This window comes from Methylophilus sp. 14 (genome assembly GCF_015354345.1).
Lineage (GTDB): Bacteria > Pseudomonadota > Gammaproteobacteria > Burkholderiales > Methylophilaceae > Methylophilus.
Map to the genome: position 1 here is coordinate 1 of NZ_JADKYS010000001.1, position 24,409 is coordinate 24,409.

The following is a 24,409-nucleotide window of genomic DNA, read 5'->3' on the forward strand; positions in this document are numbered from 1 at the left end:
AATCTGACCGCTTCTTGTTTGAATTCCTCAGTGAATCTTTTATTGCTCATTTAATACTCCTGTTAACCTCAATTATGAGGCTAAAAAGTATCTAATGCAGCCGGGGCGATTCAGCCCAATCGCAAAGACAGTACCAATAATGCTTAAGAAAATCGCTACATTCAGCATGGTTGGCACTCCCTTTCAACAGAATAAATTATTAATATAATCACCTTATCAAGGTAGTCATTTATTGCAAATACAATTAACTCAGCGCAGAAGCTTCTTTAAGGGCGAACATATCTGGCAGATATGAGTTGTCGAGGGGTAAAGAGGTGGCCTCTAACCGTCTATTTTGAGTTGCAGCTTATGTGTAATAAGGTTTGGATTAGTTGCAACTTATTTATGAATTTCGTTGTATCTTTTGCAGGCTTAATGTGAAGCTAAAGTACTGATTTAACTTGATTGCAGATTGCGATATTTGGGGGCAATAACAGCTACTAACTTTTGTATCAAATTTGCGGGAGCGTGTAATTGCTACTACTCATGCAAATGGTGTTACTGCATGGGCATTAGGTGTAGCAATCCTTTATCTGCTTGTTCAAGCATTTCCTAGTATTTCAAGGTTGGTTTTTTCGTTAATTGACCTAAATACATTCATATTATTTTTGGCGCATACACTTGGCTTACTAATAGGTTTGAGGTGGCTGCATATTGGTCTAAAAGGGGATTCTAAGTTTTCTAAGTTTGATTATAGATTTCTAAAGCGTAATCCGACTCAAATAATATCCATTGCATTTAGTTTTCTTTTGATAGAGGGTGTTTATTTTTTATGTTCAATTATTATTGTTTGGACAAGGTTTTCAATAGAGGTAAATGGGTATGAAAAGTGGTTGTTTTTAGTAAGCGCCTATTTTTTTGGAGTTTGCATTGCGGCATTTATTTACTATCTTTTTGAGTCAATAAATGATTATTCGAGAAGTGAAGCACATCCGACAGCTTTTTCATTAAGAACAAGGGCTTACAATACTTGGAAGATTGATTGTGTTTTGATACCGTTGCTTTTATCAAACTTCGTGTATCTTATCTTCCCTACTTCCATCCTAGATATTGAGCAATATAAAGAGCTAGTATTGTTATCTTTTCAGATTGGATTATTACTTTGTTGTGTATCGTATTATCTTAGTAATTTTAATAACTCAAATACTCTTCAGTTATTAAATAAGCTAGAGCGAGACATCGTTTTACATAACCTAGGTGAAAAGGAAATTAAGAAAAGATTACAAGAAGAGTATTTTGGAAATGAGTTTCATACATGGCTCACAGATCAGTTTAATGAAATAAACGAATTGGTGTCGGTTTTAGAAGCTAAACTAAGTAGTTTTAATACTTTTGAGTCGGAGTTGGATCTCATCGATAAGGGTTTAAAGTTTGAGCGTGTAGGTAGAATTGGCAACTACCAAGACGATTTAAATGAAAATCTAAAATCCTTAAATAAGCTCAACACAGAACTAACTAACAGTTTGAGGAATTGTTTATTATCCGTGCGTCGCGACAACTATTTGAAAAGCGTTATAAATGAAAAATTGACTGAGTCTGAGATATTAAATAAGAGATTAAATTCAGAGGTCGAGGCTGTACATTTCAAATTGAATGCTATGCTTTAGCTAATCAATTGGGGTCAGGCTCGTGTTCAGTGATGAGAAGTGCCGCTTTTACCAGCTTGTTTCAATGATAAATGCCCACTTTGGTATCAGGTGTTGGCAAGAAAAACCAAGCATTTGTATATTTGCTTTTAAGTCGAATAATTGGGGTCAGCGAATAATTGGGGTCAGAGTAAATTAATCCTCACAGAAGCCTAATGCCAATGCCTGCAGAATTTTCCCCGTTGCTGAGTTCTGCACAAAAGCTACAACGTTGAGATCACGTTGGCTCCAACCTGATTGAAGTTGTATTTCACGACTTTGATTTATTTTTCCATCCGCCCCAACCTTAAACTCCCCTAACCACTGGCGCACGACATAATCGTGGTGCAACATCTCGCTATGGTTTTCACCGACTGTTGTAAGCATAGAAAAGCTTATTTTATTTTTAGATGGTTTTTACTCTGCCTCATTTATTCTGTGGGGCTTGAAAGAGATTAAATTGCGGAAAGGGGCGTAATGACTGGGCTGTTTTTAATTTTTATTTTGGCTTTGTGGTTTCTTTTTGCTAGGGCAATTTCAAGGTTTATCACGAAAAATATTAGCAATTTCCCTTTAAAGGCGCTGACTAAAACAGTGGTGTTTATATTGATTTTTGTTTGCCCTTTTGCGGACGAGATTATTGGGAGAGTTCAATTTAGAGAAATTTGTGCGACTGATGCTGTTGCTGTTTATGATGAAGTAAAGGTCCGTGGCAAGTCGGTTATATCTAAACCTGGAATTTTGACTAAATACACCAACACCATTCTGCCAATTTATAAGGATACATGGAGTTACGAAGACCCAATTTCTCATGAAGAGATAATTAGCTTTTCAGTGTTACATGCAGACGGTGGTTGGTTAAGCAGGTTGATCAACTTCAATAGTATTCATAGGCCATATACTTTTCACGGTGTGTGTGGTGGTCAATATAGAGAGTATTTTTTCCAAAATTTAAGAGTCAAAGATTTAAATTAGAGGACGGGAATCATTGGGGGTGGAGTAAAGTTAATCTGCACACAACCCCAACGCCAATCCCTGCAAAATCTCCCCGGTTGCTGAATTCTGCACAAACGCAACCACGTTCAGATCACGCAGCTTCCAGCTTGGTTGGAGTTGAATATCATGACTAGCACTTATTTTTCCATCGGCCCCCACCTTAAACGGCCCTAACCACTGGCGCACAACATAATCATGGCGCAATTGCTCGCCACGGTTTTCACCTGCATTGACGGTGGATTGCAGGTTGTTTTCTTGTAGCGCGAGGTAATAGACCAATGGCCCTGCCTCGGCGGTTTTGATGTTTGTGGCTACTTGTACTGACTTAGCTGTTTGTGCGTTAACCATCAGCCGAATCTCGGCTTTGGCTGGTATGCGATTAATGCTGGCGACTTCACTTTTAAAGCGCGCATCGTTTAACCAGCTGCGCGTATCTTGCCCATTAATAGCGAGTTGCGGGGTATATACGCCACGGGCACGCCCTAAGGTGGCCATTTCACGTTGCCGTTTGGCAAATTCAGGGTTGGCAAAGTTGTCTTTCCAGCCGATGTAATCCCAATAATCCACATGCAAGGCAATCGGCACGATGTTGCCAATCGGTTTACTTTGATTTTTTAAGCGGCTTAACCATTGGTCGGCGGGTGGGCAGCTACTGCATCCTTCTGAAGTATAAAGCTCAACCAGCGCATTGGTTTGCGGGCCGCTGACGGCGCTGCATTGTGGTTGTGCAATGGCGTTTGACGTAAATACGATTGCGCATAAAGCGGTGAGCAGGGGGTGTTGTTTCATCACAGGACTCCAATTGGCTGGAGTGGATTGGTCGTGGCAGTGGTGGATGCCTTACACGTATTCCTGCTGGTACCGAAAGGCGTGAATCAATAATTGGGGTCAGAGTACAATAATTGGGGTCAGAGTAAATTAATCCTAATAATTGGGGTCAGAGTAAATTAATCCTCACAGAAGCCTAATGCCAATGCCTGCAGAATTTTCCCCGTTGCTGAGTTCTGCACAAAAGCTACAACGTTGAGATCACGTTGGCTCCAACCGGATTGAAGTTGTATTTCATGACTTTGATTTATTTTTTCATCCGCCCCAACCTTAAACGGTCCTAACCACTGGCGCGCGACATAATCATGGCGCAACAGCTCGCCACGGTTTTCACCTGCATTGACGGTGGATTGCAGGTTGTTTTCTTGTAGCGCGAGGTAATAAACCAATGGCCCGGCCTTGGTTGTTTTGATCCCTAAAGATACTTGCACTGACTTAGCTTTTTATGAGTTTGCTGTCAGGCGAATCTCGGCTTTTGTAATGGCTGTGGTTTGGTGCATCATAACGCGTAACAATAGTCGACACCCCCATTCGAGGGGTGTGTTTTTATTAAACATCAAGATAAATTATGCTATTGTATGCTTTGTGATAAGCGGTAAAATTTAAGGTATATTTCTTTAACAACACTGTTTTTCAAGGGGGTAAGGAAGTGAATACATTTAAGCTAACTTTAATGGCAACACTATTTTTGTCCACCCATTTTGCGCAAGCTGGTGTGCTGGATTTTTCTGGAAACATCTGTGGAGATGGCTCTCAAGCATGCGTGAATTATTCAGCCATCAACCAATCATATGGCGATATTGCAGGGCAACTGGACGTCATTTATGACGGTAATATCAGCGCTCCTTCAACCAGTAATCTTTCATGGTGGGATAACTATAGCGGTCAACCAGGCGTGGCATGGGGTGATAATGGAGCCACTTCAGAAATTTTCTTGAGCCCACTTGCTGGTTATCAGGTGACACTGACCAGCCTGACGTTCGGTTCATATAATAATGCCACCAGAAACAGTCAGTTCACATTGCTGGACGGTAACAATAATGTTTTAAGTGCCAGCAACACTTTTAGTCTTTTGAACCCATTAACTTTTGCATTGAATGTGACCAGTACGAGTGGTATCAAGATTCAATGGGGGCCTGATGCTTATAATGTTGGGATTGATAATGTCAACTTTACAATCACCGCAGTGCCTGAAGCTGAGACCTATGCCATGATGTTCGCTGGGTTAGCGTTTATGGGCTCTCTTGCGCGTCGTCGCAAAGTCTCTTAGCGCGCGGGGATGTTGGGTCCGGTCTTGTCACATCACATGTTTAAATAAATTAAAGCCGCGAATTGCGGCTTTTTTTATTTGAAAATTTCATCTTTTAGTTGTTGAGTAAGTTTATTGTGGCTTGATTGCGATGCCATCTTGAAATAATTGGGGTCAGAGTACAATAATTGGGGTCAGAGTAAATTAATCCTCACACAATCCTAACGTTAATATACGGCGCACCGTAATCGGGTGCGCCCTACATTTTTATGAGTCTGCCGTTGCAATACCATTGTATTCCCCTTGGGATCAGGTCATTGCAAACGACGTTGCTGCCTAAACTAAAGCCGCAAATTGCGGCTGTTTGTTTCACGGGATTGATTGGGGGGGCGTGGGCTACTCAGTGGAAAACGATTTGGGATTCACTTTAGCTTTGATAGAACAGATGCCTGGTGTCAGTTGATCGCGCTTTGTTGGTGAGTCATTCAGGGATGGTCACTGCTGTTTAAGACTGCTTGCATCAGCGCTTGCCTGGTCGGGGCATTGAAGCGGGCAAGCAGTTCGTTGGTATAGCTTTTGAGTGTGCCAACCGAAATGTTGAGGTTTTGTGCGATCTGCTCTTGGCTGTTGTTGCGAGCTGAAATAATCAAGATACGCTTTTCTTGCGGTGACATCGCCCAGCCCCATAGCTTTCTGGCGATGGCGATATCTAATGGTTCGTGGTGACGAATGGTGATGTTCATCACGTCTTTAAGCGTGGGGTGGCGTGCCTGCATTTTCTCAAGCTGAAAATCAAATTTTCCCCATGGCAGCTGATGTGACACGGTTGTTTGTTGAAACGGCTCTGGGTGGTTAAACAAGGCCTGGGCGGCTTGAGTCACGGCTTCTGGCAAGGCGTGCCAATCATCCCGTGCCCATAGTGGCGGCCCCATGCCGGTTTGTCTGGCCAGAAATAATATGTTTTTGGTTGCCGGGCTTTGCGCCAGCATGCTGCCATCGGCGGTTAAGCACAGGCTGGCTGTCACGGCTTCTCTGCGCGCCGGGGGGGCGGTTTCGTCGCCTGATGGCTGCGTGTGCTGGTGATCGTCGAGGGCAGTTAAAATTTCACCCGCGCTGGCCAGCGTTTGCCAGTCTTCTTCTGGGTAGGGCCCAAGCTCGGCTTGCCGATAGAGTGTGATAAACCCTAACCATTGCTTGGTGGTGATGGGGCATGATAATCCCCAGCGCGCACCATAGGCTTGCAACATATCTTTGTAGATGGGCGCCTGTTCATAGCCAGGCGAGGCTTCAATCATTTGCAAAAAACGGCCATGGCTGTCGCGCATCGCCTTAATTGGCACGTCGTCAAAAATATCTTGTGGGTTTGCCAGAAACTGCTCATAGACGTGCGGTTTAAGCGGATATACCCAGGTGGCGAGCGGATGTAGGGTCAGCAAATCGGCCCAGCCAAAATTCATGACGGCACAAGGGAGGTGTGAACGAACAATGGCGCCTATGGCGGGCATCAGTGCCCAGCTAGGGTAGGCCAACTCGACCATCAATCTGAGCTGGTCAAGCCAGGCTCGCTGAGAAAGATAGTAGGAGTTGTGGGGAGTATTTGCGTGGGGGATTGTGCCTGGTGTCATCGACCGTTCCAACCAACTAACTAATCTAACCGGATTGTAGAGTAAGTTCTACGACGCTGCTATCCCCACCCTGGGGTGGGTGTGAAACCAGCTAAACAGCGATGATAATTCTGCTGAAACATGCTGGCATTGCGTATGGATAAGGCATCGTGCAACACAAATGCCATCGGTATTACAGTGTTTAATCAGGAGGGGAGAGAGAAATGGTACAGCAGTGTGTGAAATGGTTATTGATCGCAGCGTGCTACTTGCTTGGCACCGGCAGCGCGAGCGCAGGTGTGGTGACTGCGAGCTTGCCTCTGTTTAATGGCAGTGGCATCAATGAAACGCAAACCTGGGGAACGCTGACATTTACCATCCCGGCAGCAGAGTTCATCAACCCTTTGACGGACACCGCCATGTTCAGCGGGCAGTTTGGGAACGATGATCCATTGTATGGCCCTGTTGGCCAAATCTCTGGCACGTCGATTCATCAAGTCTTTGCCGATGGGATTGAGATTGCGCGTTGTGATTATGCAGACGCCTGCTACACCGGCCCTGGCTATATGTGGAACTATATTTTGAGCGGGGCAAATTTGTCGATTCTGGATGATGGCGAGGTGGTCATCACGACCACGCAGACGGATTGCTGCATTGTGCGTCAGGGGCCGTTGACCTTGATGATAGGCACGACCAGTGTGGTGCCGGAACCGCATCAGTCAAGCCTGTTGTTGGGCGGGTTGCTCATCTTTTATTTACAGAGAAAAAGGCTGGCGGGCGCTCTGTCTCTGTTTCAACACTGAGGTGTCAGGCGGGCCATGTTGGATATTTTCTTGGTGAATTTTTTAAGATAGGTGGTTGATGATGAAAAAAGCCGTCCAAATTTTAATTGTGTTAGTCACGTGTTTGCTGGGGTCTGTGCATGCCTTCGCCACCGTCACTTATGATTATCTGGGGACCCCATTCACCGATGATAATGACCCTATCGGCATGCTGGGAGCCGCCTCACAGCTTTCAGGCTATGTTGTGTTTAAGCATGCGGTGATCAATGGTGTGAGTAGCTTTGGGAATATTCAGGAAATATATTTCACTGATGGTCAATCGATAGCACATTTATTTGACACCGGGTCAGCAGACGGCACCAGCAGCATGACCTCTTATTTTACTTTTGCAGGGGGCAATATTGTCAGTTGGGAGCTGATGCTCAGTCGCCCGTTTGTGGCGGGTAGCTACGGACTGGAATTTGCTACTTTAAATAACGCTGCAGCCCCGCCTGTGAGCGATTACACAGGCTTTACAGATAGTGTGAGTGCAATGAATTACGCTAAATCTAATTTCAACGCACCTGGCGTGTGGACGCAAAGAACGGTAGTCACGCATGTTGTTCCAGAGCCTGGGACGTGGATGCTCATGTTAACCGGCGCATGGGTAGTGTGTCTGCGGCGACGCAATATGGCGTAGGTGCCGCTGCATCCTAGCAGCCTTTGAGCTGCTGGCTATTACATTGCACGGCCAGTTGTTTGGCTACCGTTTTCTGTTCCTCGGTCATTTGCGCAGAAACATAATTGAGCATTTTGGTGTGGCGATTGATAAAGCGTTTGTCTTCGTTTTGGGTGGCGATCATCAGCCACATAGCGGCTTTGACGCTGTCTTGTTCAACGCCAGCGCCTTGTTGGTAGAGTTGGGCCATATAGCCTTGGGCTTCACTATTGTTGTTGCTGGCAGCCAGGCTTAACCATTGCACCGCGGCAGACAGGTCTTGCGCGATGACGTCACCCCGAAAATACAACATGCCTAAATTAAGCTGCGATTTGACGTGCCCCTGTTGGGCTGCTTGCTCGTAATAGGTGACGGCTTGCGGGTAGCTGATGCTGTGAATCTGCCGCTGAAACACCAATGCGCCCAATGTGTATTGCGCCTCTTTATAACCGAGCTCTGCCGACTTGGTGTACCACTTGACCGCTTCGTCCAGGTTTTTGGCCACGCCGTCGCCATCTTGGTACATCAGGCCTAAGTTGTAGCAGGCTTTGGCATCGTTTTGATTAGCGAGTGATAAGTAAATGGCATGGGCGGCGGCAAAGTCTTTTTCGGCGAGTTTTTGCTTGGCCCCTTCTAACGTGTTGGCTTGCGTCAGGCTCGTTGATAGCAGGGCGCATAACATCAAGCATGTGGATATTGTTCTCAATACTACACCCGCCAAACTCATTTTCGCTGCTGGTTTCATGGCTGCTCCTTATGCGTGGTGCGATGGGTCACAATCAATATCAGATATCTTAACGCTTAATTAGGCCAAACCCATCCATTGCGCTGCGCCACGCGATGAGGCTTGCACTGCTTGTTGGTAGGTGGACATGGCTGGCAGATGGTCGGCGAGCTGGTGTAGCGAGAGATAGCCGGGGTCTAAACGAACATCCTTTTCGCGGAAGATGCTGTGCTCTTGGGCATAGGTTTCCGCTAGCGCTCTGAGTGATTCGGCCAAAGGCTTGTCAGGGTCGCTAGGGGTAAAGTCACCTAGCAGCCACAGGTGCACATCTTCTTCCTCGGTATAGCCATTTTTCGGGTCGGCGAGCTGGTAGGCATGCGCGATGTTTGCCTGGTTTTCTACCTTTGTTGGGTCGCCATAGGCCACCTCAAAATATTTCACCGCCTTGGTCAGCAACGAGGTTGGGCCATCAATCGGCACATTGCCAACTGCATAGTAGCCAGCAATCGCGCGCACGCTTTGCAAATGGTGCTCTTTGCCCACAAAGTGGATGGTTTCACCGCCGGTTTGAAGTTCTTTAATGCCAGCCGCCATGTCTTTAGTGGCGGCGTAAATAAGCGCGGCGTAGCTAGGGACAGAATGGTTGCCAGCATCTTTGCGGGCCAGGCTGTAGTTGATCATGGCCGTGCCATTGCGATACAACTCCATTGCGCTGGTGGCGGCCACCTCGCCTTGCGCATCCAGCACCACCGAGACCGCCATTTTGGTGCCGTTGCTATTACTGCCCGCCAACGCTGCAAGCCAGTTTTGCAATTGCTCGGCTGGCCATTCTGGGTATTGTTCTCTAGCCAATGCAAACACTTGCGGCAACAGCCTGGTTTGTTCTGGCACGCTGAGATTTTGTAGCCGAGCTGTTGTGTAGGTTGGCGGTAGGTTGAAGTCGTAGGCCACTAAAATGCCGTCCTCATCTGGTTTTACTTCTTATGCAATCTTGCATTCAACTGATCAATTACCTCTGCCCAATCAGCATCTTTCAAAATCTCTTCACGCAAAAAGGCGGCTTGTGCTGGTGTCCAGTAGGGAGCGTCAGCCAGTGAAATGTAGCCTGCCAAATGGCTATGCGTTTGAATAAAGCTGTCGATTTCTGCATTACTGGCAGGCAAACCAAGTTGGGCGAAAAGGTTGTTCAGTGTGTGTAATGAAGCTTCCATGAGGCTGACTCCTAACGCGGTTAATGCTCAAAGTGGTGAATGTGAGGATTGATTCATTCTGCTACGCATTGCTTTTTATCACAACCAAAGCTGCAAATCGTGGCTTTCTATATTTGAAAAAGCCACTACAAAACCTTATCCACGGCTTGCAAAGATGCGTGTGATGGTTGTTGTTGCAAGCGATTTTCAGCATTGTTTTGAGAGCTCGTTTCATAGGCTCGCCAAGGGTTGAGCACTGACAGGCCTGCCGCTAAAAACGGCGCCGTATCGCGCGTGACGATGATGAAATTGTGAGCGGCAGCGATGGCGGCGATATAACCATCAGGGACAGGGAAACCCTTGCCATGCTGACGGGCGAGCGATGCAAGGGGGCCGTAGGCATCGGCGGCGGCTTGGTCAAAAGGCAGGATACGGCCATGAAACAATTGGGCAATACCATCTACCGCTTGTGATAATGTTTGTTTGCGTTTGCCTTCTGACAGGACGGCAATACCAAAACGGAGTTCTGCCAGTGTGATGCTGGTGAGATGTAGCGACTCGGCTGTCTGATTGTTTAGCCAATCCATCACCTGCGCATCAGGGGTGGGGCGCATGGTTTCGGAGACGACATTGGTGTCGAGAATAATCATGGCTTACTCAAGCGACAGCGGTTGGGCGGGTGCGTTGTTTTGCTGTTGCAAGAGGGTGTCTATGTCGGCATCGGTGATACCTGCATCGCGGGCGAGTTGCATCATGGCATCGCCCATCAGTAGCCGCGAGGGTGGCTTAACCGCTTGTGCGATGATCTCTCGTACCTCTGCCTCTGCACTTCGACCATGTTTCGCCGCTTGGAGCTTGAGCGCCCGGTGAATGTCGTCTGGTAAATTACGGACGGTTAGCATTGCCATGATCATACTCCTCGAGCAGTTAATGCATGCATATTATGATTGTGCATGCATTTTGGCAAGGATATTGTGAGTGCTAACCAGGCCCTAGAGCAATTCTTCCACGTGTTTTTTAATATTCGCGGCCATTTTTGGCGTCGGCAGGTCGTTGGTGTCTGTGCCAAACGGGTCTTCAATTTCTTCGGCGATGAGTTCCAGGCTGGCGAGTACATAGAAAATAAACACGACGACCGGAATCACGTAATAGCCGAGGCTGAACACAAAGCCAAACGGTAAAGTCATCACATAAAAGAAGATGAATTTTTTGATAAACGCGCTGTATGAATAGGGGATGGGCGTATTTTTAATGCGTTCGCAGACACCGCATACGTCGGTAAACGATTTGAGTTCTTCGTGAATAATAAACAACTGGTCGCCAGTGATTTTGCCGCTGGTGTAAAGCTCGTTGGCTTTTTGGAAGATGCGTTGCGCGATCTGGTTGGGGTGGTGTTCGTGGTGGTCGATTTCTAGATCGAGGCCATCAAACAGCATTTTGCTGACGTCTTCATTCATTAAATGTTTCGACAGCACGGCGGCGTAGGTCGGGATGATTTTTTTAAAGAAATCGCGGTCGCTTTCGTCGGTCAAATAAGCCGATAGCTTAATCGACAGGTTACGGCTGTTATTGACCAAGGCACCCCAGGCTTTGCGGCCTTCCCACCAGCGGTCGTAGGCGGTGTTGGTGCGGTAGGCGAGCAATAACGAGAGCACAAAGCCAACGGTGGTGTGGATCAATGAGAGGTTTTTCACATGGCTGCTGTCGGCCAGCTTCCAATACTCGATTTCAAGGTAGGCAATGCCACCTGCGTAAGCGCCGATGAGTGCCATCATGGGCATGAGTTGGCGGAAGGTATCTGACTCGTGAAAGCGGAAGATAAAGGTGAGCCAGTCTTTGGGATTGTATTGAATCATGGTTCTTGTTTGGTTTAATAATGGACTTGAGTGTAGCACGACAGGCGGACAACACTTGTTGCTGCGATTGAACTGACGCTGAAATGTTATGTTTAAGGCAGGCTACGCTGATAAGTGGCAGGGTTGTGCTGGTTTAAAAAAGCGGCAAAGTCATCCGGTGACAGTGGTTTGGCAAACAGGTAGCCTTGCAGCATATCCGCGCCTAGCTCGCGGCACAGGCTGGCTTGTTCCAGGGTTTCTATGCCTTCTACAATCACGTCGAGATCCAGGCTTTTTGCCATGACGATGAGGGCTTTGAGGATACGACTGTCGGCTTCGCTTTCTGGCACGTTTTGCACAAAAGAGCGGTCTACTTTCAACACTGAGGCGGGCAGGCGTTTTAAATAAGACATGGATGAGTAGCCGATGCCGAAGTCGTCCAGCGCGACCTGTACGCCTAAGGCTTTGAGATCATTTAATACGGCAGACGCTTTTTCAAAGTCTGAGACCAGTACGCTCTCGGTGACTTCTATGGACAGGCATGCGCCTGGCAGGCCTGTGGCTGCCAAGTCATTTTGAATGTCCTGGTACATGCTCTCTTGCTGTAGCAGTTGTTCACTGGCATTCACCGCTAATACAAACGCATGGTTGATGAGTCCGTCGTTACGCCATTGCGCGACCTGCATGCACGCCAGCCGCCTGTTTTGGGCGTCGATAGCCGCTAAAAAGCCAAGCTCCTCAACGATGTCGATAAACGCAATTGGCGGTAGCAGGCCTTTGACCGGATGGTTCCAGCGCATCAGCATTTCAGCGCCGCACACCTGGAAATTTTTTGCATCGATGACTGGTTGATAATATTGCACTAACTGGTTTTGCAGGCGTTGCGAGCGCAGTTCACTTTCAAGCATGATTCTGTGCAGAATCTGGTCTTGCAGGTCTTCGCTGTAAAAGTGAAAGCCATTACGGCCTTCGCGTTTGACCTGGTACATGGCCAGATCGGCGTGCTTTTGCATGTCTTCTGCAGTGAGTGCACACTTGGGGTAGGTGGCAATGCCTATGCTACAGGTGACAAAATGTTCGGTGTTGTTGATGATAATCGGCTCGCGCACGCTTTCGAGCACACGTTGAGCCAGCGCGCCAACCGAGGTTTCGGTATCCAGGTCGTGGACGACAATGGCAAATTCGTCACCGCCCAAGCGGCACACCACATCGCCATCGCGCACGACGGCCAGTAATCGCTGTGCAATCTGCTGCAATAGCTGGTCGCCAGAGTCGTGGCCTGAACTGTCGTTGATCAGTTTAAAGTTATCAATATCGAGATAAATCAGCCCGAGCTGGAAGTTGAGGCGATGCGCGCGTTGAATCGCGCCGCGCAAATGCTCTTCAAAATAATAGCGGTTGGATAACCCGGTCATGGGGTCGTTTTCGGCCAGGTATTTGAGGCGTTTGTGCGTATCAATGAGTTTGCTGTTGAGGGCGTGGCGTGCCTGCGCGTGTACCAGGGCCTTGGTCAGGTGCCGCTCAGATAACTCTTTTTTCAGCAGGAAGTCTTGCGCGCCGGCAAAGATGCAGTTGCGTTCTATCACTTCGTTGTCTTCCATGCCGGTGATGATGACGACGGCGGCATGCTTGTCGGTGTGTTGCGTGAGTTGATTTAAGACATCCAGGCACTCCATGTCGGGCAGGCGGTAATCCAGCAAAACGACATCAAAGTGATTTTCATCATAAAGTTTGAGCGCTCTCACCGCGGTATTTGCCTGCACGATGTCTTTGACCAGCTTGGGGTTTTGCAATACGCGGATCACCGCCATCCGGTCCAGTTCATCGTCATCCACCAGTAGCAATCGCATTGTTATTCCTTTGTGACCGGGAGTTCGACCAGCCGCCAGTAGTGCTCAATAAAGCCGATGACTTCAAGAAAATCACGGTCCATGTGTTGCTTGAAGACATAGCCTGCGACGTGGTTGCGATAGGCGGCGACCAGGTCTTCATCGGATTTTGAGGTGGTGAGCACAAAGACTACGGCATGGGTCAGCAAAGGGTCAGTGCGCAAGGTTTGCAAAAACTCCAGGCCGTTCATGCGCGGCATATTGAGGTCTAGCAAAATAATATAGGGTGCGGGCACGGTGCCAGTGCGCAATAGTTCGAGCGCCTCGCGGCCATCGCGCGCCCGCAGCACGGTGTTTAACAGCCGCAATTTGCGCAGCGCACGTTCTAGCGCAATGGCGTCAATGTCATCGTCATCCACAATAAGCAGGGTGACTTCTTTATAGTTTTGCTTCTGCAAGATTTGCACGCGTCAGTCTCTCTTCTATATTGATGGGCCAGGTAAAGCGGATGGAGCAACCTCGGATACCGTCGGACGCAATGCTGGTCTGGCCGCCATAGGTTTCCACTATCTTTTTCACTAGCGCTAACCCCATGCCGCTGCCTTCTACCTCATCACGTGGCCGTAGGGTTTGAAACATGATGTAGACGCGCTCCTGGTATTCTGGCGAAATGCCGGGCCCGTCGTCGGTCACGCTGAATTCATAGTAGTTTTTACCGGCAAGCTTCCAGCTGAGTTGGATGCGGCCTTGCGACTGATCATGGTGTTTGATGGCATTGGTAAATAAATTACGCAGCACTTGTTCCAATGGCGTGGCGAGGGTGGTCAAGGTGGGCAGGTCTGCGGCGACTTCAAGGGTAAAGCCTTCTGGCGGGGCTTGCAGCTCAAAAATGTTTTGCGCCCATTTGCCGAGGTCAACCTGGCTGACGCTGCCTTCCATGCGCCCGGCGCGTGAGTAAGCCAATAGGTCATCCAGCAAGCGTTCCATCCGGCGCAGGCGGCCGCGTAACAAATTCATGTGCTGTGGAATCGCGTCGACCTGGCCATTATTGAGGTCTTCTTCTATCCAGTGTGAAATCTGGAAGATGCCGCGCAATGGCGATTTCAGGTCATGCGAGGCGACGTAGGCAAAGGTTGCCAATTCTTTATTACTTCTCTCCAGCTCATCGCGGTGCTCTGCCAGTTTTTCGCTGGCTTTCACACGGGCAGAAATATCGGTAATCGCCGAGAGTACTTTGACCCCATCATCGGTTTCAATCGGGTTGAGGCCGACCTCTACCGGGAACTCGCTGCCATCTTTGCGGCGGCCAAATAGGTCGCGGCCGGTGCCCATGGCGCGTGGGCTGAGGTCAGAAAAGAAAGACGCTCTGTGATGTGGGTGTTGGTGACGGAAGCGCTCAGGCAACAAAATGTCGATGGCCTTGCCCAGTAACTCGTCCCGGCTGTAGCCAAAAATGCTTTCCGTCTGGTTGTTGACCATTTCGATGATGCCGGTTTTATTCACCATCACCATGGCATTGGGGGCGGCTTCTACCACCTGGCGAAAACGCTCTTCCATGCGCTTGCGGGCGGAGATGTCGGTAATGGCTGATAGCACCTTGATGCCATCATCGGTTTCAATCGGGTTGAGGCCGACCTCTACCGGGAACTCGCTGCCATCTTTACGGCGGCCAAATAAATCGCGGCCGGTGCCCATGGCACGTGGGCTGAGATCAGAAAAGAAAGAAGCGCGGTGATGTGGGTGCTGGCGACGGAAACGTTCCGGGAGAAGGATGTCTATCAGTTGGCCCAGCAGCTCGGCCCGGCTATAACCAAAAATGAGCTCGGTCTGGGTATTCACCATTTCGATGACGCCGGTGTTGTTCACCATCACCATGGCGGTCGGTGCGGCTTCCACCACCTGGCGAAAGCGCATATTTGCCCGTTCAATATCCCCAATGTCATCCTGCATGACAGACCCCTTTTGAACCAACAAAAACTTGTCTGACGAGTGTGAATTTAACTGCGAATGTTTCTGGAAAGCGTGTTACGGATACTTTATTCTATTGATGCTCAAGTATATCCATGTCATCGTTGGAAATGCAATGCGCTGGCCATTGTTTGCCGCGAATTTTTATTAGCAGGGGCGTGGCTGACAGAGTGGTTATGGAATGCCAATAATCTTTAAATACTCCTCCAGGGTCAGGGTGAGTTCCTGTAACGAGTTATTCACTTCGTCCAGGTGCGCATTGCCGTTGAGGTGCAGTTTTTCTAGCAACGCTTTATGTTTATCTACGGCTTCTAAATGCGCTTCCAGTTTGGCTTCTTTGAGTTGGTTGCTCATGATGCATTCCCTTTACAAGATGTGTTTACTCTAACAGGCTTTGACCGTCTGGGTTTAGCTTATATCAAGGCCTTGAAGGTTGGAGTGTGTTGCACTGTGCAAAGTTTTTTCTTAGGGCTGTTGTCGTGCTTCTATCGGGCTATTGTCTGTTAAATAGTTTTAATCTAGAGTGCTTGCTGTTGTCACAGTTTGTTTCTTCATGAAGATTAAAAAAATAGGAGCATTCTATGGGAGTGAAATTAGCAATAGGCAAGTTAGCGGTTGCAGTGTTGGTAGGGGTGTCTGCCAGTGCTGCACAGGCGTTCACGCTGAATGCAGGGAGCTTGATTGGTGTCGATTATGGCACTAATACCTTGTATGCGTATTCAACGGCAGGTGCTGTGACGCAAACACTGGCGTTAAGCAATCTGCAAAGTAATATGGTGGGGGTAGAAGTGATCGGCAGCAATGTCTTTGTGGCTGATGTGGCTGGTGGCTTGGGGCAGATTGATCTGGCAACGGGCGAAGTGACTTCATTATTTAATGTAGGCCTCAGCGGTTTGGAAGGGCTTGCCAGCATTAACGATAACCTGTTGTTCCTGGATTATTCGACGGGTCAGGCGCTGGAGTATTCGGTGGCGGGCGCATTGCTGAACACATTTAGCATCAGCGCGAATAATACCGGTATCACAGGCTATGGTAGCGGCTTTGCGACCGTGAGTTATAACACAGGCGCGGTTGAGTTTTACAATGGCGCTGGCGTGCTGGCTGGCGGTTTTTCTACCTTTATTGGCGGTGCTTCTGGCCTGGCTTATGACAGCACCAGCAATAGTTTTTGGGTGAGCACCGGTTTTGGTAGCGATATGATTTACCAATACAGCACTGAAGGCATGTTGCTGAACGGGTTTAGTGCTGCCAGCGACCAGTTAAACGGCCTGGACTTTATTCCTTCTACGGTACCCGAGCCAGGCAGTCTGGCTTTGTTTGGTGCTGGTTTGGCCGTGGTCGCATTCAGAAAAAAGCAAAAAGCTTAGTGTGATGCTGTTTGTGCTGGCGGCGCATAAATGTTTTGCCGCCAGTCATTTTAAAGCCGCGTCATGCGGCTTTTATTTTAACTCGCTTGCGTGAAGTTTTCCCATTGATTCCCCCTAAGGTCTGCACTAGTCTTGTTGGCAATATCAATACTAGAAAGGCGATTTGCCATGTGGAGGAAAGATGCACTGCTAGTACTGCTGTTGATGGGGGCTTGTATGCAAAGCATCGCTGCAGATGCAACCCGTGACGGCAGGGTGTTTCAGTACTTAAGTGCCAGCGATGTCGAGCAGCTGGATGCTGCAGACAAGTTGGCCTATAAAGATTGGGCAGATGCACAAGCGGCTGAGTCATCATCGACTGAGCAGGCCTCAGATGGGCCGAATACCATGGACCTGTCATCAGATTTTTCGATGTAGAGTCTAAGTGAGTCGCCCATACCATCATTCAGTGTGTCCAGATCGCGTGATATTTAAACCCGGACTCAAGTCGTGACAGGTTGTTTCAACGCGGGGAGCTCTTTAAAATGGCGGCATGTCTGCTGCATTGATTCAACAATATCTCCCTGGTTATCCCGCTCATTTGCGCGCGCAAATCACACAGTTGCATGCGCAGGGGCAATTAGGCGCTTATATTCAACAGCGTTATCCGCAGGTGCATGCGATTCAAAGTGATAAGGCTTTGTATGACTTTTGTATTGAGCTCAAGCAGCGCTATTTAAAAAATGCGCCCTTGCTCGACAAAGTGCATTTCGATAACAAACTGACCATTGAAAAGCAGACCTTGGGTTTGAATACCGCAATTTCCCGTGTGCAGGGCGGCAAACTCAAGGCCAAGAAAGAAATCCGTATTTCTGCGTTTTTTAAAACGGCGCCCCTGGAGTTTTTGCAGATGATTGTGGTGCATGAGTTGGCACATTTGAAAGCGCGCGACCATGACAAGGCGTTTTACCAGTTGTGTCTGCATATGGAGCCCAACTATATGCAATATGAGTTTGATTGCCGCGTGTATTTGTTGTGGCTGAGACTGGATAAGGTTGAGGTGGCGACAGTCCTGCCGCCATCAGCATAAGACGTAATAAAAAAGCCCGCACAAGCGGGCTTTTTTATTATGCAGTGGTGGGTGCGCCGTGTTGTGTAGCAAACCATGATTGAAAGGTTTGTCTGCCTAATATGGCGTGTTGTTTGGGATTGAGCGACTGGTCATTCAGGTGCAAGCCGAAATACAGGGCTTGGCTATCTGCAACCAGGGGGCGGGTATCCCCTTTTTTCGCCAGGTAGTCCGCAATGAGTGCGGCGATGCTGACTTTTTCCGGGCCTGCGAGATCAATGATGCCGTTGACCGGCGCAGCGAGTGCAATGTCGACCAGGGCAGCTGCAACATCCTGTGCAGCGATAGGCTGGAATAAGGCTGTCGGTAAATGAATAGTATTGCCTACGGTGCTCCCCCCTGCAATGGCATCCATAAACTCAAAAAACTGGGTTGCGCGGACAATGGTGTGCGGGGTTTTTGCTTGTGAGGCATGCTGCTCCTGCACCAGTTTGGCGCGGAAATAACCGCTGTCTTGCAAGGAGTCTGTGCCCACCACCGATAGCATGACATAGTGCTTTACGCCCGCCAAGGCTGTGGCTGTTGCCAGGTTGCGTCCGGCATGATCAAAAAACTGCATGACTGCCTGGTCTTCAAAAGAAGGCGAGTTAGACACATCAATCACGATGTCTGCACCCGTTAATACTTGCTCCAGCCCAATACCCGTCACAATGTTGACGCCTGTGCTGGCGGAGGCGGCAATCGCCTGATGGCCTTGTGCCTTCAATAGTTCAACGGTTTTCCTGCCTATCAGGCCTGTGCCACCAATCACAACAATTTTCATATCAATCCTTTCAGTGAGCGATTTAATCGTTTTGGGTTACTGTGTTTTTTGTAGCTGGTTTAACCAAGTGTTTGCTGCAGCATTGAGCGCTGTATACGCGCGGTCTAATGCGGCTTCTCTGGCAGTTTGGTCTGAGAATTGCAGCGGTTGCGCATCGACGAAAACAGGATGCTCAACCCCCATGAAGGCAAAGGGTGCTTTGAGTGCAGGTGTGAGTGCGTCCATGTGTGACCATGGGCTCAGGCCAGGTCGCAGGTCTGCACCACGGCTGGTAATGAAAATGACTTTCTGGCGCGTGAGCGTACCAGAGGTGCTGCCATCTGCGTTAAAGGTGTAAGTGAGGTTGGTGCGCACCAGATTATCGATAAAGGCTTTAAAACAGGAAGGCATGGAGAAGTTATACATGGGCATGGCAAACACCAGCAGGTCAGACATCATGATGCGTGCACAGAGCTGGTCGGAATAGGCCAGGGTTTCTTTCATGGCAACCGTGCGCTGGTCTGCGGGCGTGTAAGTTGCCTTGGCAAAATCACCACTCACATGGGGTGGCGTGTCGATAGATAAGTCCAGGTAATCTATTTCCAGGTCAGGCAGTTGCTGTGTTAACTGGTTAACAAAGTAAGCTGACAGTTGTTTTGAGTTGGACAGGCTCTGTTTGGGGCTGGCGTCCACATGCATCAGTCTCATGACATTGTTTCCTTGCGCTTGGCTTAATGAGTATGGCTGGCATGTTAGGCAATATGGCTTAGGCATCACAGTGCCAAAAAGCGCTTATATGACTAGGCCATATGGAGTGAGGCGCGGGTAGGCTTACGATAATTGTTGGAAGCAGGCCAGTAGTTGCTGCGTTGCGTGTTCTGCGGTGGCGCGGTTTGGAACATTGGTAAAACCAATAATCAGGCCATTATGTGAGGAGGAGGCAGACCAGCGTGAGAGCGCATGGATGCCATAGCCATAACGGTTAAATTGATCGGCAATGACATGGTCTGCATGCGGACTGATAATATTTGCGACAAAATGCATGCCATTTTTATGGGTGTTGATTTCAAGATGAGGCGCTAAATGGTCAACGAGTGTTTGCCGGGTGATCTCCCGACGCTCTGCGTAAAGTGCCCGCATTTTTTTCAGGTGCTTGGAGAAGTACCCTTCCGCCATAAAATCGTTTACGATTAATTGCGGGCCAATCGCACCGCCTGGCTGGAATAACTGTGCTTTTTGCTGGCAAAGTGCAACGAGCGGTTGCGGTAAGACGAGATAGCCCAATCGCAATGCCGGAAACAGGGTTTTACTAAAAGAGCCTGCATAAATGACGCGATCATATTGATCCAGGCTTTTGAGCGATGGGAGTGGATAGCCTGAATACCGGAATTCACCATCATAATCGTCTTCAACTACCCAGGCTTCTGCTTTGCCTGCCCAGTCCAGCAACTGCATTCTGCGCGACCATGACAATGCCATGCCGAGCGGGCTCTGATGGGATGGTGTGACGATGGCCAAAGCTGCTCGTGGGGCGCGGAGAATGCCTTCCGAAATGACCAATCCTTCGTGGTCTACAGGCACTGGAATGCGTTTGGCGCCTGCTGCATCAATGGCGCGTGCGGCAAATAAATAGGCGGGGTCCTCCATCCAGACTTCCTGATGCTGCATAGGCAGGCACTTAAGCAAAAAATCCAGTGCTCCCTGATAGCCGTGCGTGATGCAAATTTGGTGTGCGTCACACACCACACCGCGGGACAGTCGCAAATAGGCGGCGATGGATTGTCGTAATGGCAAATAGCCAAAAGGGTCTCGAAAAGACAATTCGGTCGCGGATAAGCTGCGCGCACGTCGCGACGCCAGGCGAGACCATATTTTTCTGGGGAAGGCATCATAAGCCGGGCTACCAGGCAAAAATACGTGCGATGGAGGACTATTGGCTGTGGCTAATAACGCGGGTTGAGCGGCTGGTTTGCGGCTACCTGCCGTCACTAAAACTGCTGTTTGCTTGTAAGGTGCATTAATGTAACAACCTGCCTGGCCACGCGCATTAAAAATGCCTTCGCCCAGCAACATGGCATAAGCGTTTTCTACGGTGCCTCGTGCCACATTCAATGTGCTTGCCAGCACTCTGGTGGAGGGAACGCGATCGCCATGATTTAATGCACCGCTCTCTATTGCCTGTTTAAAACGGTTGTATATTTGCGCATGTATAGGCTCATCTCTGGACTTGTCTATGTGTAACCAAGAATCGTGTGTCGAAGCTGTCATGGCCTAGTTACTTTTGCAAAATATGGTTCTTATTATTATGCCTTGGCTTGGTTATATTGGCGACCATGTTCAATGTTTGGAGGCCTTTCATGTTGCACTTGCAAACGATGTCTACAGAGGCGCAGATCGTGCAATGTTATCCATTAATGAAGATGCTCAGAGCCACATTGGAAGGTCCACAAGACTTCCTGGCTAAGGTACGTCAGCAGGCTGCCGAGGGATATCGATTAATGGCGTTGCTTGATGAGCATGATGTGGTTGCTCTGGCGGGGTATCGCTGCATGCAGAATTTGGTGCATGGACGGTTTGTATATGTAGATGATTTGGTGACCGACAGCGCATGCCGAGGGCAGCAGTTAGGAAGCCGATTATTTAATGGTTTGGTGGCCGAAGCCAGGCTACATGCTTGTGATACGTTGATTCTCGATAGTGGATTAACTAATGCATTAGCGCATCGATTTTATTATCGACAGGGTATGCTGGCCAAGGCACTGCATTTTAGTCTGTCGCTCAAAGAGGTGTCAGGGTAGCTAGCCAAACAAGTCATCCAGCGGATTTTTGCCGCCGGTTGCAGGTTTGCCAGACACGCGGCTGGCGGTAAACTCTTCTTCGATATTGTCGCGGTAGTAGCTCCATGCTGCGCTGGCGTTTTTTAAATTGCGCCAAATGCTTTCGCCCACATTGGCATACTCCAGCGCGTTGCCATCTTCCAGTTCGACTCTTAAGATGCGCTTACTCGCGTCATAGCCAATGGCACGCAGTTTGCCGGAGTGGGTTTTAATCATGTCCATGCGAATAGCCTAGCAGCAGCCACCCGTTTTGCAGCCGCAGGATTTGCCTGCTGGTTTCAAGCCTTTGTTTTGCCAGGCTTGTAAAAAAGCTTCTTTGCTCATGGGCTGGATATTGAGCGATTGCTGCAGTGCGTCATCGACGACTTGTGACTGGTAGTGTTGAAAGTGCGCCAGGTATTTGGCATAAGCGCGGTCGGCACCACGTATTTTCTGCCATTGCGTCCAGAGCCATTTTTTCAGTGCAAACATACAGCCTCCTGCGGGTTCATTGCGTGACTGACGACATATTAAACTAAATTTTGCCGTCAATTTAATGTGCATAATGATTAGAGCCTGTTTGTTTAGTCGAGTTCATAACGCGTGGCCTGGATGCGTCTGACGGTGGCGGGAATCTCGCTGGCGGGCAATGGTTCTGAAAATAGAAATCCTTGCGCGCCATAGCAGCCTAGGGCAACGAGTTGTTGCAAGCAGGCAACGGCGTGTATGCCTTCGGCAATCACTTCTATCTGCAGGTTTCTTGCCAGCTCTAGGGTGGAGCGCACGATGGCCAGGCTGGAGGCATCGTGATGCATTTCGCGGATAAATTGCTGGTCTATTTTGAGGTAGTGCAGCGAGAGTTGTTGCAGGTACAGCAGTGAGCTATAGCCGGTGCCATAGTCGTCAATACTGATTTTGATGCCGAGGGCAATCAGCGCCGACAACAGCTTTTTCACGCGCCTCGGGTCGGCAATTGCGCTGGACTCGGTAATTTCAACCTCTATGCGGTTGGCAGGCGTAGCGTGTTTTTCCAGCGCTTGTGCCACCTCTTTTTCCAGGTCAAAATTCATCAGGTCACGGGCGGTGACATTCAGGGCCATGGTGAGGTCCAACTGCTGTTGATGCCAGTGTTGCCACTGCCGGGTAGACTCATGAAGCACCAGTTTGAACAGGGTATGGATGAGGTCTGTGTTCTCAATCTGCGGCACAAACTCGCCAGGCATAATCAGTCCGCGCACCGGGTGTTGCCAGCGTACCAGCGCTTCTACGCCCATCACTGTGAGCGTTTGCAAACGCACTTTGGGCTGGTAGTAGACCACAATCTGCCGATAATAAATGGCTTGCCGAAACTCACTGATCACCCAGCTTTTGTCGTTTGTTTTATCGCGGATGGCCTGGTAAAACTCGACTTGCGATTGGCTTTCTTTCGCCCATAGAAGTGCACGCTCACTTTCTCTTTGCATATTGGAAAACGTATGCTTGGTGAAAGAGTCTGCGATGGATATGCCAATGCTGCAACTGACCTTGGCGGTTAAGCCGTTGACCATAAAGGGTTGCTCAAGCAAGTGGTGAATATGCCAGGCCTGTTGTTCCACCATGGATTTGTCTGGCACGTTTAGCATGAGCAAAATAAACTCATCCCCGTCGACGCGAGCAAAGTGGTCACTGTGGATTTGGCTGTCATGATGGAGCCGTTTTGCCACCGCTTTTAGAATCAGGTCGCCCAGGCCAAAGCCGAAAATATTGTTAAAAGCTTTAAAGCCGTCTATGTCCATCAGCAACATGGCGTTCAGGCTGTGCGGCAATGCACGCGTGGAATACAGGCTGTTTTCAACCACTTGCTCAAGATAGTTGCGGTTAGGAATACCAGTCAGGTAGTCGGTGCGATTTTGTTGTAGCAGTTGCTGTTTCACCTCGATGATATTGCGCATGGTGGTTCTGAGTTGATACCAGCCAATGATAAACACAATAAAAAATCCCAACAGAATGCCGATGGTGGCCGGATGCAGCGCCTGGAAATAGCGCAGCAGCAAAGCGACTGGAAACAGCATGGCCAGTGGCAACAGTAGCGTCAGGATATGGTTGGCATGACGGTCGTCTTCGCTGGCACGTGGTTTGCCAAGTTGCGCCAGCTCAGGGTGTAGCGCGACACTGCCAAAACTGACATAGCCTAAGAGCCAGAACATCAGGTTCAAGTCATTTGGCACGGCCAAACTATAGCTGGTGCCATGGAAAATGCATTCGCCGATGGCAAAAAACAGGATGGCCAGGCAGAGCTGTATAAACACCCGCGACGCATAGGCGGCACTACTGATCCATAACCACAGCAACATGCCCAATTCTACAAATGACAGTGAGGGATACAGCATGCGAAAAGCCTGTGGTCGGTCTAGCGAAAAACCGTGCTGCAAGATGGTGGGTAGAAACAAAAACTGCCAGCCGATCAGCATGAGGCTGGTGGCCAGAATCCAGCCTTGAAAAAAACCATGGCGCGGAAATTGTGGCTGTTGGTGACAGGCCAGCAGCCACAAGCTATTGACCAGCGTCAGGTGGCCGGTGAGCAAGCATATATCTGCCAGCGATAGCTGCATGCCAAAGGCGCCGCTGGCGTCAGTGTTGGCTTCTATGAGTCCGCCCAGGCATTGGGCGCTAATGGCGATGGCAAACTGTCGCCATGGCCGGGAGGGCTGCGGGTGTTGTTGCCAAATGCCTAGCCAGATCACACCAGCGCTTAAGAAAGCGATAAAAAAATACCAGCTATCCCTGAGCCCCAACGGGCTGAGTAGTGGCAGGCAGCCCGTTGCTAGCAGGCCCAGCAGCCAGAAGAGCTTCCAGTCTAACTTCATGGCTGCCAAATACTGCGACATGATGACTCCCGGTGGTTAGTGCGCAATACGATAAGAACCTTGGAGCCGCTATTAAACACTGCTTTTATAACATATGTAAATATATGTTTTATTGCGTGTGGCTGGCTATTTGTGCATACCGTGCCTGACGAAAGACAATCATG

At 49.0% G+C, this 24,409-nt stretch carries 29 protein-coding genes; 9 read left to right on the forward strand and 20 right to left on the reverse strand.

Annotated features, from left to right (window positions below; translation table 11 throughout):
* The first annotated feature begins 497 nt into the window (after nt 1-497).
* Complete coding sequence (locus tag INP78_RS00005; protein WP_194740212.1) at nt 498-1,646, forward strand: hypothetical protein; 1,149 nt, start codon at nt 498-500, stop codon at nt 1,644-1,646.
* Nucleotides 1,647-1,820: 174 nt separating this feature from the next.
* On the opposite strand, the gene INP78_RS00010 is transcribed toward INP78_RS00005, so the two are convergent.
* Complete coding sequence (locus tag INP78_RS00010) at nt 1,821-2,051, reverse strand: hypothetical protein (protein ID WP_194740213.1); 231 nt, start codon at nt 2,049-2,051, stop codon at nt 1,821-1,823.
* Nucleotides 2,052-2,141: 90 nt separating this feature from the next.
* On the opposite strand from INP78_RS00010, the gene INP78_RS00015 reads away from it, so the two are divergent.
* Entirely contained in the window at nt 2,142-2,639 is a 498-nt protein-coding gene (locus tag INP78_RS00015) for a hypothetical protein (RefSeq protein ID WP_194740214.1), read from the forward strand.
* A 30-nt stretch (nt 2,640-2,669) separates the two neighbouring features.
* Here the strand turns inward: INP78_RS00015 and INP78_RS00020 are convergent, their stop codons facing one another.
* Both INP78_RS00020 and INP78_RS00025 read right to left on the reverse strand, forming a co-directional pair.
* The gene (locus INP78_RS00020) at nt 2,670-3,449 is read right to left on the reverse strand and encodes a thioredoxin family protein (protein WP_194740215.1); all 780 of its coding nucleotides are present in this window, start codon (nt 3,447-3,449) and stop codon (nt 2,670-2,672) included.
* Nucleotides 3,450-3,607: 158 nt separating this feature from the next.
* Entirely contained in the window at nt 3,608-3,919 is a 312-nt protein-coding gene (locus INP78_RS00025) for a DUF1223 domain-containing protein (RefSeq protein WP_194740216.1), read from the reverse strand.
* Between the two features lie 218 nt (nt 3,920-4,137).
* Between INP78_RS00025 and INP78_RS00030 the strand changes: the two genes are divergently transcribed.
* On the forward strand, nt 4,138-4,758 hold the full coding sequence (locus tag INP78_RS00030; protein WP_194740217.1) for a PEP-CTERM sorting domain-containing protein: 621 nt from the start codon (nt 4,138-4,140) through the stop codon (nt 4,756-4,758).
* 464 nt (nt 4,759-5,222) lie between these two features.
* On the opposite strand, the gene INP78_RS00035 is transcribed toward INP78_RS00030, so the two are convergent.
* On the reverse strand, nt 5,223-6,362 hold the full coding sequence (locus INP78_RS00035) for a LuxR C-terminal-related transcriptional regulator (protein ID WP_194740218.1): 1,140 nt from the start codon (nt 6,360-6,362) through the stop codon (nt 5,223-5,225).
* Between the two features lie 203 nt (nt 6,363-6,565).
* Between INP78_RS00035 and INP78_RS00040 the strand changes: the two genes are divergently transcribed.
* Nucleotides 6,566-7,144 (forward strand): hypothetical protein, encoded by a 579-nt coding sequence (locus INP78_RS00040; protein ID WP_194740219.1) that lies wholly within the window; start codon nt 6,566-6,568, stop codon nt 7,142-7,144.
* A 58-nt stretch (nt 7,145-7,202) separates the two neighbouring features.
* A complete protein-coding gene (locus tag INP78_RS00045) occupies nt 7,203-7,802 on the forward strand; it encodes a PEP-CTERM sorting domain-containing protein (protein WP_194740220.1) in 600 nt (199 codons plus the stop codon).
* 13 nt (nt 7,803-7,815) lie between these two features.
* Here INP78_RS00045 and INP78_RS00050 read toward each other — a convergent pair whose 3' ends face one another.
* From INP78_RS00050 to INP78_RS00095, 10 genes are all read right to left on the reverse strand, one after another.
* A complete protein-coding gene (locus INP78_RS00050; protein WP_228522566.1) occupies nt 7,816-8,565 on the reverse strand; it encodes a tetratricopeptide repeat protein in 750 nt (249 codons plus the stop codon).
* A 60-nt stretch (nt 8,566-8,625) separates the two neighbouring features.
* On the reverse strand, nt 8,626-9,435 hold the full coding sequence (locus INP78_RS00055; RefSeq protein ID WP_368667950.1) for a hypothetical protein: 810 nt from the start codon (nt 9,433-9,435) through the stop codon (nt 8,626-8,628).
* Nucleotides 9,436-9,518: 83 nt separating this feature from the next.
* Nucleotides 9,519-9,755, reverse strand: coding sequence for a DUF2789 domain-containing protein (locus INP78_RS00060; RefSeq protein ID WP_194740222.1), 237 nt, complete (start codon nt 9,753-9,755; stop codon nt 9,519-9,521).
* 125 nt (nt 9,756-9,880) lie between these two features.
* Nucleotides 9,881-10,384: a type II toxin-antitoxin system VapC family toxin gene (locus INP78_RS00065; RefSeq protein ID WP_194740223.1), complete on the reverse strand. Its 504-nt coding sequence runs from the start codon at nt 10,382-10,384 to the stop codon at nt 9,881-9,883.
* 3 nt (nt 10,385-10,387) lie between these two features.
* Nucleotides 10,388-10,642: a plasmid stabilization protein gene (locus INP78_RS00070; RefSeq protein WP_194740224.1), complete on the reverse strand. Its 255-nt coding sequence runs from the start codon at nt 10,640-10,642 to the stop codon at nt 10,388-10,390.
* Nucleotides 10,643-10,726: 84 nt separating this feature from the next.
* Complete coding sequence (locus tag INP78_RS00075) at nt 10,727-11,590, reverse strand: bestrophin family protein (protein WP_194740225.1); 864 nt, start codon at nt 11,588-11,590, stop codon at nt 10,727-10,729.
* A 92-nt stretch (nt 11,591-11,682) separates the two neighbouring features.
* Complete coding sequence (locus tag INP78_RS00080) at nt 11,683-13,419, reverse strand: bifunctional diguanylate cyclase/phosphodiesterase (RefSeq protein ID WP_194740226.1); 1,737 nt, start codon at nt 13,417-13,419, stop codon at nt 11,683-11,685.
* A gap of 2 nt (nt 13,420-13,421) precedes the next feature.
* Entirely contained in the window at nt 13,422-13,865 is a 444-nt protein-coding gene (locus tag INP78_RS00085; RefSeq protein ID WP_194740227.1) for a response regulator, read from the reverse strand.
* Nucleotides 13,837-15,348 carry a PAS domain S-box protein gene (locus INP78_RS00090; RefSeq protein WP_194740228.1) on the reverse strand — a complete coding sequence of 504 codons (1,512 nt, stop codon included), beginning with the start codon at nt 15,346-15,348 and terminating at the stop codon, nt 13,837-13,839. The genes INP78_RS00085 and INP78_RS00090 overlap by 29 nt, the downstream gene beginning before the upstream one ends.
* A 192-nt stretch (nt 15,349-15,540) precedes the next feature.
* Nucleotides 15,541-15,720, reverse strand: a complete 180-nt coding sequence (locus INP78_RS00095; RefSeq protein WP_194740229.1) for a hypothetical protein — start codon at nt 15,718-15,720, stop codon at nt 15,541-15,543.
* A gap of 227 nt (nt 15,721-15,947) precedes the next feature.
* On the opposite strand from INP78_RS00095, the gene INP78_RS00100 reads away from it, so the two are divergent.
* From INP78_RS00100 to INP78_RS00110, 3 genes are all read left to right on the forward strand, one after another.
* Nucleotides 15,948-16,733, forward strand: coding sequence for a PEP-CTERM sorting domain-containing protein (locus tag INP78_RS00100; RefSeq protein WP_194740230.1), 786 nt, complete (start codon nt 15,948-15,950; stop codon nt 16,731-16,733).
* Between the two features lie 168 nt (nt 16,734-16,901).
* Nucleotides 16,902-17,150, forward strand: coding sequence for a hypothetical protein (locus INP78_RS00105; RefSeq protein ID WP_194740231.1), 249 nt, complete (start codon nt 16,902-16,904; stop codon nt 17,148-17,150).
* 115 nt (nt 17,151-17,265) lie between these two features.
* Nucleotides 17,266-17,802 (forward strand): M48 family metallopeptidase, encoded by a 537-nt coding sequence (locus INP78_RS00110; RefSeq protein ID WP_194740232.1) that lies wholly within the window; start codon nt 17,266-17,268, stop codon nt 17,800-17,802.
* A gap of 37 nt (nt 17,803-17,839) precedes the next feature.
* Here INP78_RS00110 and INP78_RS00115 read toward each other — a convergent pair whose 3' ends face one another.
* The 3 genes from INP78_RS00115 to INP78_RS00125 all read right to left on the reverse strand — a co-directional run bounded on the left by INP78_RS00115 (nt 17,840) and on the right by INP78_RS00125 (nt 20,851).
* Complete coding sequence (locus INP78_RS00115) at nt 17,840-18,604, reverse strand: SDR family oxidoreductase (protein ID WP_194740233.1); 765 nt, start codon at nt 18,602-18,604, stop codon at nt 17,840-17,842.
* Nucleotides 18,605-18,640: 36 nt separating this feature from the next.
* On the reverse strand, nt 18,641-19,291 hold the full coding sequence (locus INP78_RS00120; protein WP_194740234.1) for an FMN-dependent NADH-azoreductase: 651 nt from the start codon (nt 19,289-19,291) through the stop codon (nt 18,641-18,643).
* A 123-nt stretch (nt 19,292-19,414) separates the two neighbouring features.
* Nucleotides 19,415-20,851: a PLP-dependent aminotransferase family protein gene (locus INP78_RS00125; RefSeq protein WP_194740235.1), complete on the reverse strand. Its 1,437-nt coding sequence runs from the start codon at nt 20,849-20,851 to the stop codon at nt 19,415-19,417.
* Nucleotides 20,852-20,940: 89 nt separating this feature from the next.
* On the opposite strand from INP78_RS00125, the gene INP78_RS00130 reads away from it, so the two are divergent.
* Nucleotides 20,941-21,381 carry a GNAT family N-acetyltransferase gene (locus tag INP78_RS00130; protein ID WP_194740236.1) on the forward strand — a complete coding sequence of 147 codons (441 nt, stop codon included), beginning with the start codon at nt 20,941-20,943 and terminating at the stop codon, nt 21,379-21,381.
* On the opposite strand, the gene INP78_RS00135 is transcribed toward INP78_RS00130, so the two are convergent.
* The 3 genes from INP78_RS00135 to INP78_RS00145 all read right to left on the reverse strand — a co-directional run bounded on the left by INP78_RS00135 (nt 21,382) and on the right by INP78_RS00145 (nt 24,266).
* Nucleotides 21,382-21,642 (reverse strand): KTSC domain-containing protein, encoded by a 261-nt coding sequence (locus tag INP78_RS00135; protein ID WP_194740237.1) that lies wholly within the window; start codon nt 21,640-21,642, stop codon nt 21,382-21,384.
* Between the two features lie 9 nt (nt 21,643-21,651).
* Complete coding sequence (locus tag INP78_RS00140) at nt 21,652-21,891, reverse strand: hypothetical protein (RefSeq protein WP_194740238.1); 240 nt, start codon at nt 21,889-21,891, stop codon at nt 21,652-21,654.
* A 92-nt stretch (nt 21,892-21,983) separates the two neighbouring features.
* Nucleotides 21,984-24,266, reverse strand: a complete 2,283-nt coding sequence (locus INP78_RS00145) for a bifunctional diguanylate cyclase/phosphodiesterase (protein WP_228522567.1) — start codon at nt 24,264-24,266, stop codon at nt 21,984-21,986.
* Between the last annotated feature and the right edge of the window lie 143 nt (nt 24,267-24,409).

What these genes read in the sequence shown, in the direction of transcription:
- INP78_RS00010 (WP_194740213.1), bottom strand. Translation starts at nt 2,051, where the DNA reads ATGCTTACAACAGTCGGTGAAAACCATAGCGAGATGTTGCACCACGAT.
- INP78_RS00015 (WP_194740214.1), top strand. Translation starts at nt 2,142, where the DNA reads ATGACTGGGCTGTTTTTAATTTTTATTTTGGCTTTGTGGTTTCTTTTT.
- INP78_RS00020 (WP_194740215.1), bottom strand. Translation starts at nt 3,449, where the DNA reads ATGAAACAACACCCCCTGCTCACCGCTTTATGCGCAATCGTATTTACG.
- INP78_RS00035 (WP_194740218.1), bottom strand. Translation starts at nt 6,362, where the DNA reads ATGACACCAGGCACAATCCCCCACGCAAATACTCCCCACAACTCCTAC.
- INP78_RS00040 (WP_194740219.1), top strand. Translation starts at nt 6,566, where the DNA reads ATGGTACAGCAGTGTGTGAAATGGTTATTGATCGCAGCGTGCTACTTG.
- INP78_RS00045 (WP_194740220.1), top strand. Translation starts at nt 7,203, where the DNA reads ATGATGAAAAAAGCCGTCCAAATTTTAATTGTGTTAGTCACGTGTTTG.
- INP78_RS00050 (WP_228522566.1), bottom strand. Translation starts at nt 8,565, where the DNA reads ATGAAACCAGCAGCGAAAATGAGTTTGGCGGGTGTAGTATTGAGAACA.
- INP78_RS00060 (WP_194740222.1), bottom strand. Translation starts at nt 9,755, where the DNA reads ATGGAAGCTTCATTACACACACTGAACAACCTTTTCGCCCAACTTGGT.
- INP78_RS00065 (WP_194740223.1), bottom strand. Translation starts at nt 10,384, where the DNA reads ATGATTATTCTCGACACCAATGTCGTCTCCGAAACCATGCGCCCCACC.
- INP78_RS00070 (WP_194740224.1), bottom strand. Translation starts at nt 10,642, where the DNA reads ATGGCAATGCTAACCGTCCGTAATTTACCAGACGACATTCACCGGGCG.
- INP78_RS00075 (WP_194740225.1), bottom strand. Translation starts at nt 11,590, where the DNA reads ATGATTCAATACAATCCCAAAGACTGGCTCACCTTTATCTTCCGCTTT.
- INP78_RS00080 (WP_194740226.1), bottom strand. Translation starts at nt 13,419, where the DNA reads ATGCGATTGCTACTGGTGGATGACGATGAACTGGACCGGATGGCGGTG.
- INP78_RS00090 (WP_194740228.1), bottom strand. Translation starts at nt 15,348, where the DNA reads ATGCAGGATGACATTGGGGATATTGAACGGGCAAATATGCGCTTTCGC.
- INP78_RS00095 (WP_194740229.1), bottom strand. Translation starts at nt 15,720, where the DNA reads ATGAGCAACCAACTCAAAGAAGCCAAACTGGAAGCGCATTTAGAAGCC.
- INP78_RS00100 (WP_194740230.1), top strand. Translation starts at nt 15,948, where the DNA reads ATGGGAGTGAAATTAGCAATAGGCAAGTTAGCGGTTGCAGTGTTGGTA.
- INP78_RS00105 (WP_194740231.1), top strand. Translation starts at nt 16,902, where the DNA reads ATGTGGAGGAAAGATGCACTGCTAGTACTGCTGTTGATGGGGGCTTGT.
- INP78_RS00110 (WP_194740232.1), top strand. Translation starts at nt 17,266, where the DNA reads ATGTCTGCTGCATTGATTCAACAATATCTCCCTGGTTATCCCGCTCAT.
- INP78_RS00115 (WP_194740233.1), bottom strand. Translation starts at nt 18,604, where the DNA reads ATGAAAATTGTTGTGATTGGTGGCACAGGCCTGATAGGCAGGAAAACC.
- INP78_RS00120 (WP_194740234.1), bottom strand. Translation starts at nt 19,291, where the DNA reads ATGAGACTGATGCATGTGGACGCCAGCCCCAAACAGAGCCTGTCCAAC.
- INP78_RS00125 (WP_194740235.1), bottom strand. Translation starts at nt 20,851, where the DNA reads ATGACAGCTTCGACACACGATTCTTGGTTACACATAGACAAGTCCAGA.
- INP78_RS00130 (WP_194740236.1), top strand. Translation starts at nt 20,941, where the DNA reads ATGTTGCACTTGCAAACGATGTCTACAGAGGCGCAGATCGTGCAATGT.
- INP78_RS00135 (WP_194740237.1), bottom strand. Translation starts at nt 21,642, where the DNA reads ATGGACATGATTAAAACCCACTCCGGCAAACTGCGTGCCATTGGCTAT.
- INP78_RS00140 (WP_194740238.1), bottom strand. Translation starts at nt 21,891, where the DNA reads ATGTTTGCACTGAAAAAATGGCTCTGGACGCAATGGCAGAAAATACGT.
- INP78_RS00145 (WP_228522567.1), bottom strand. Translation starts at nt 24,266, where the DNA reads ATGTCGCAGTATTTGGCAGCCATGAAGTTAGACTGGAAGCTCTTCTGG.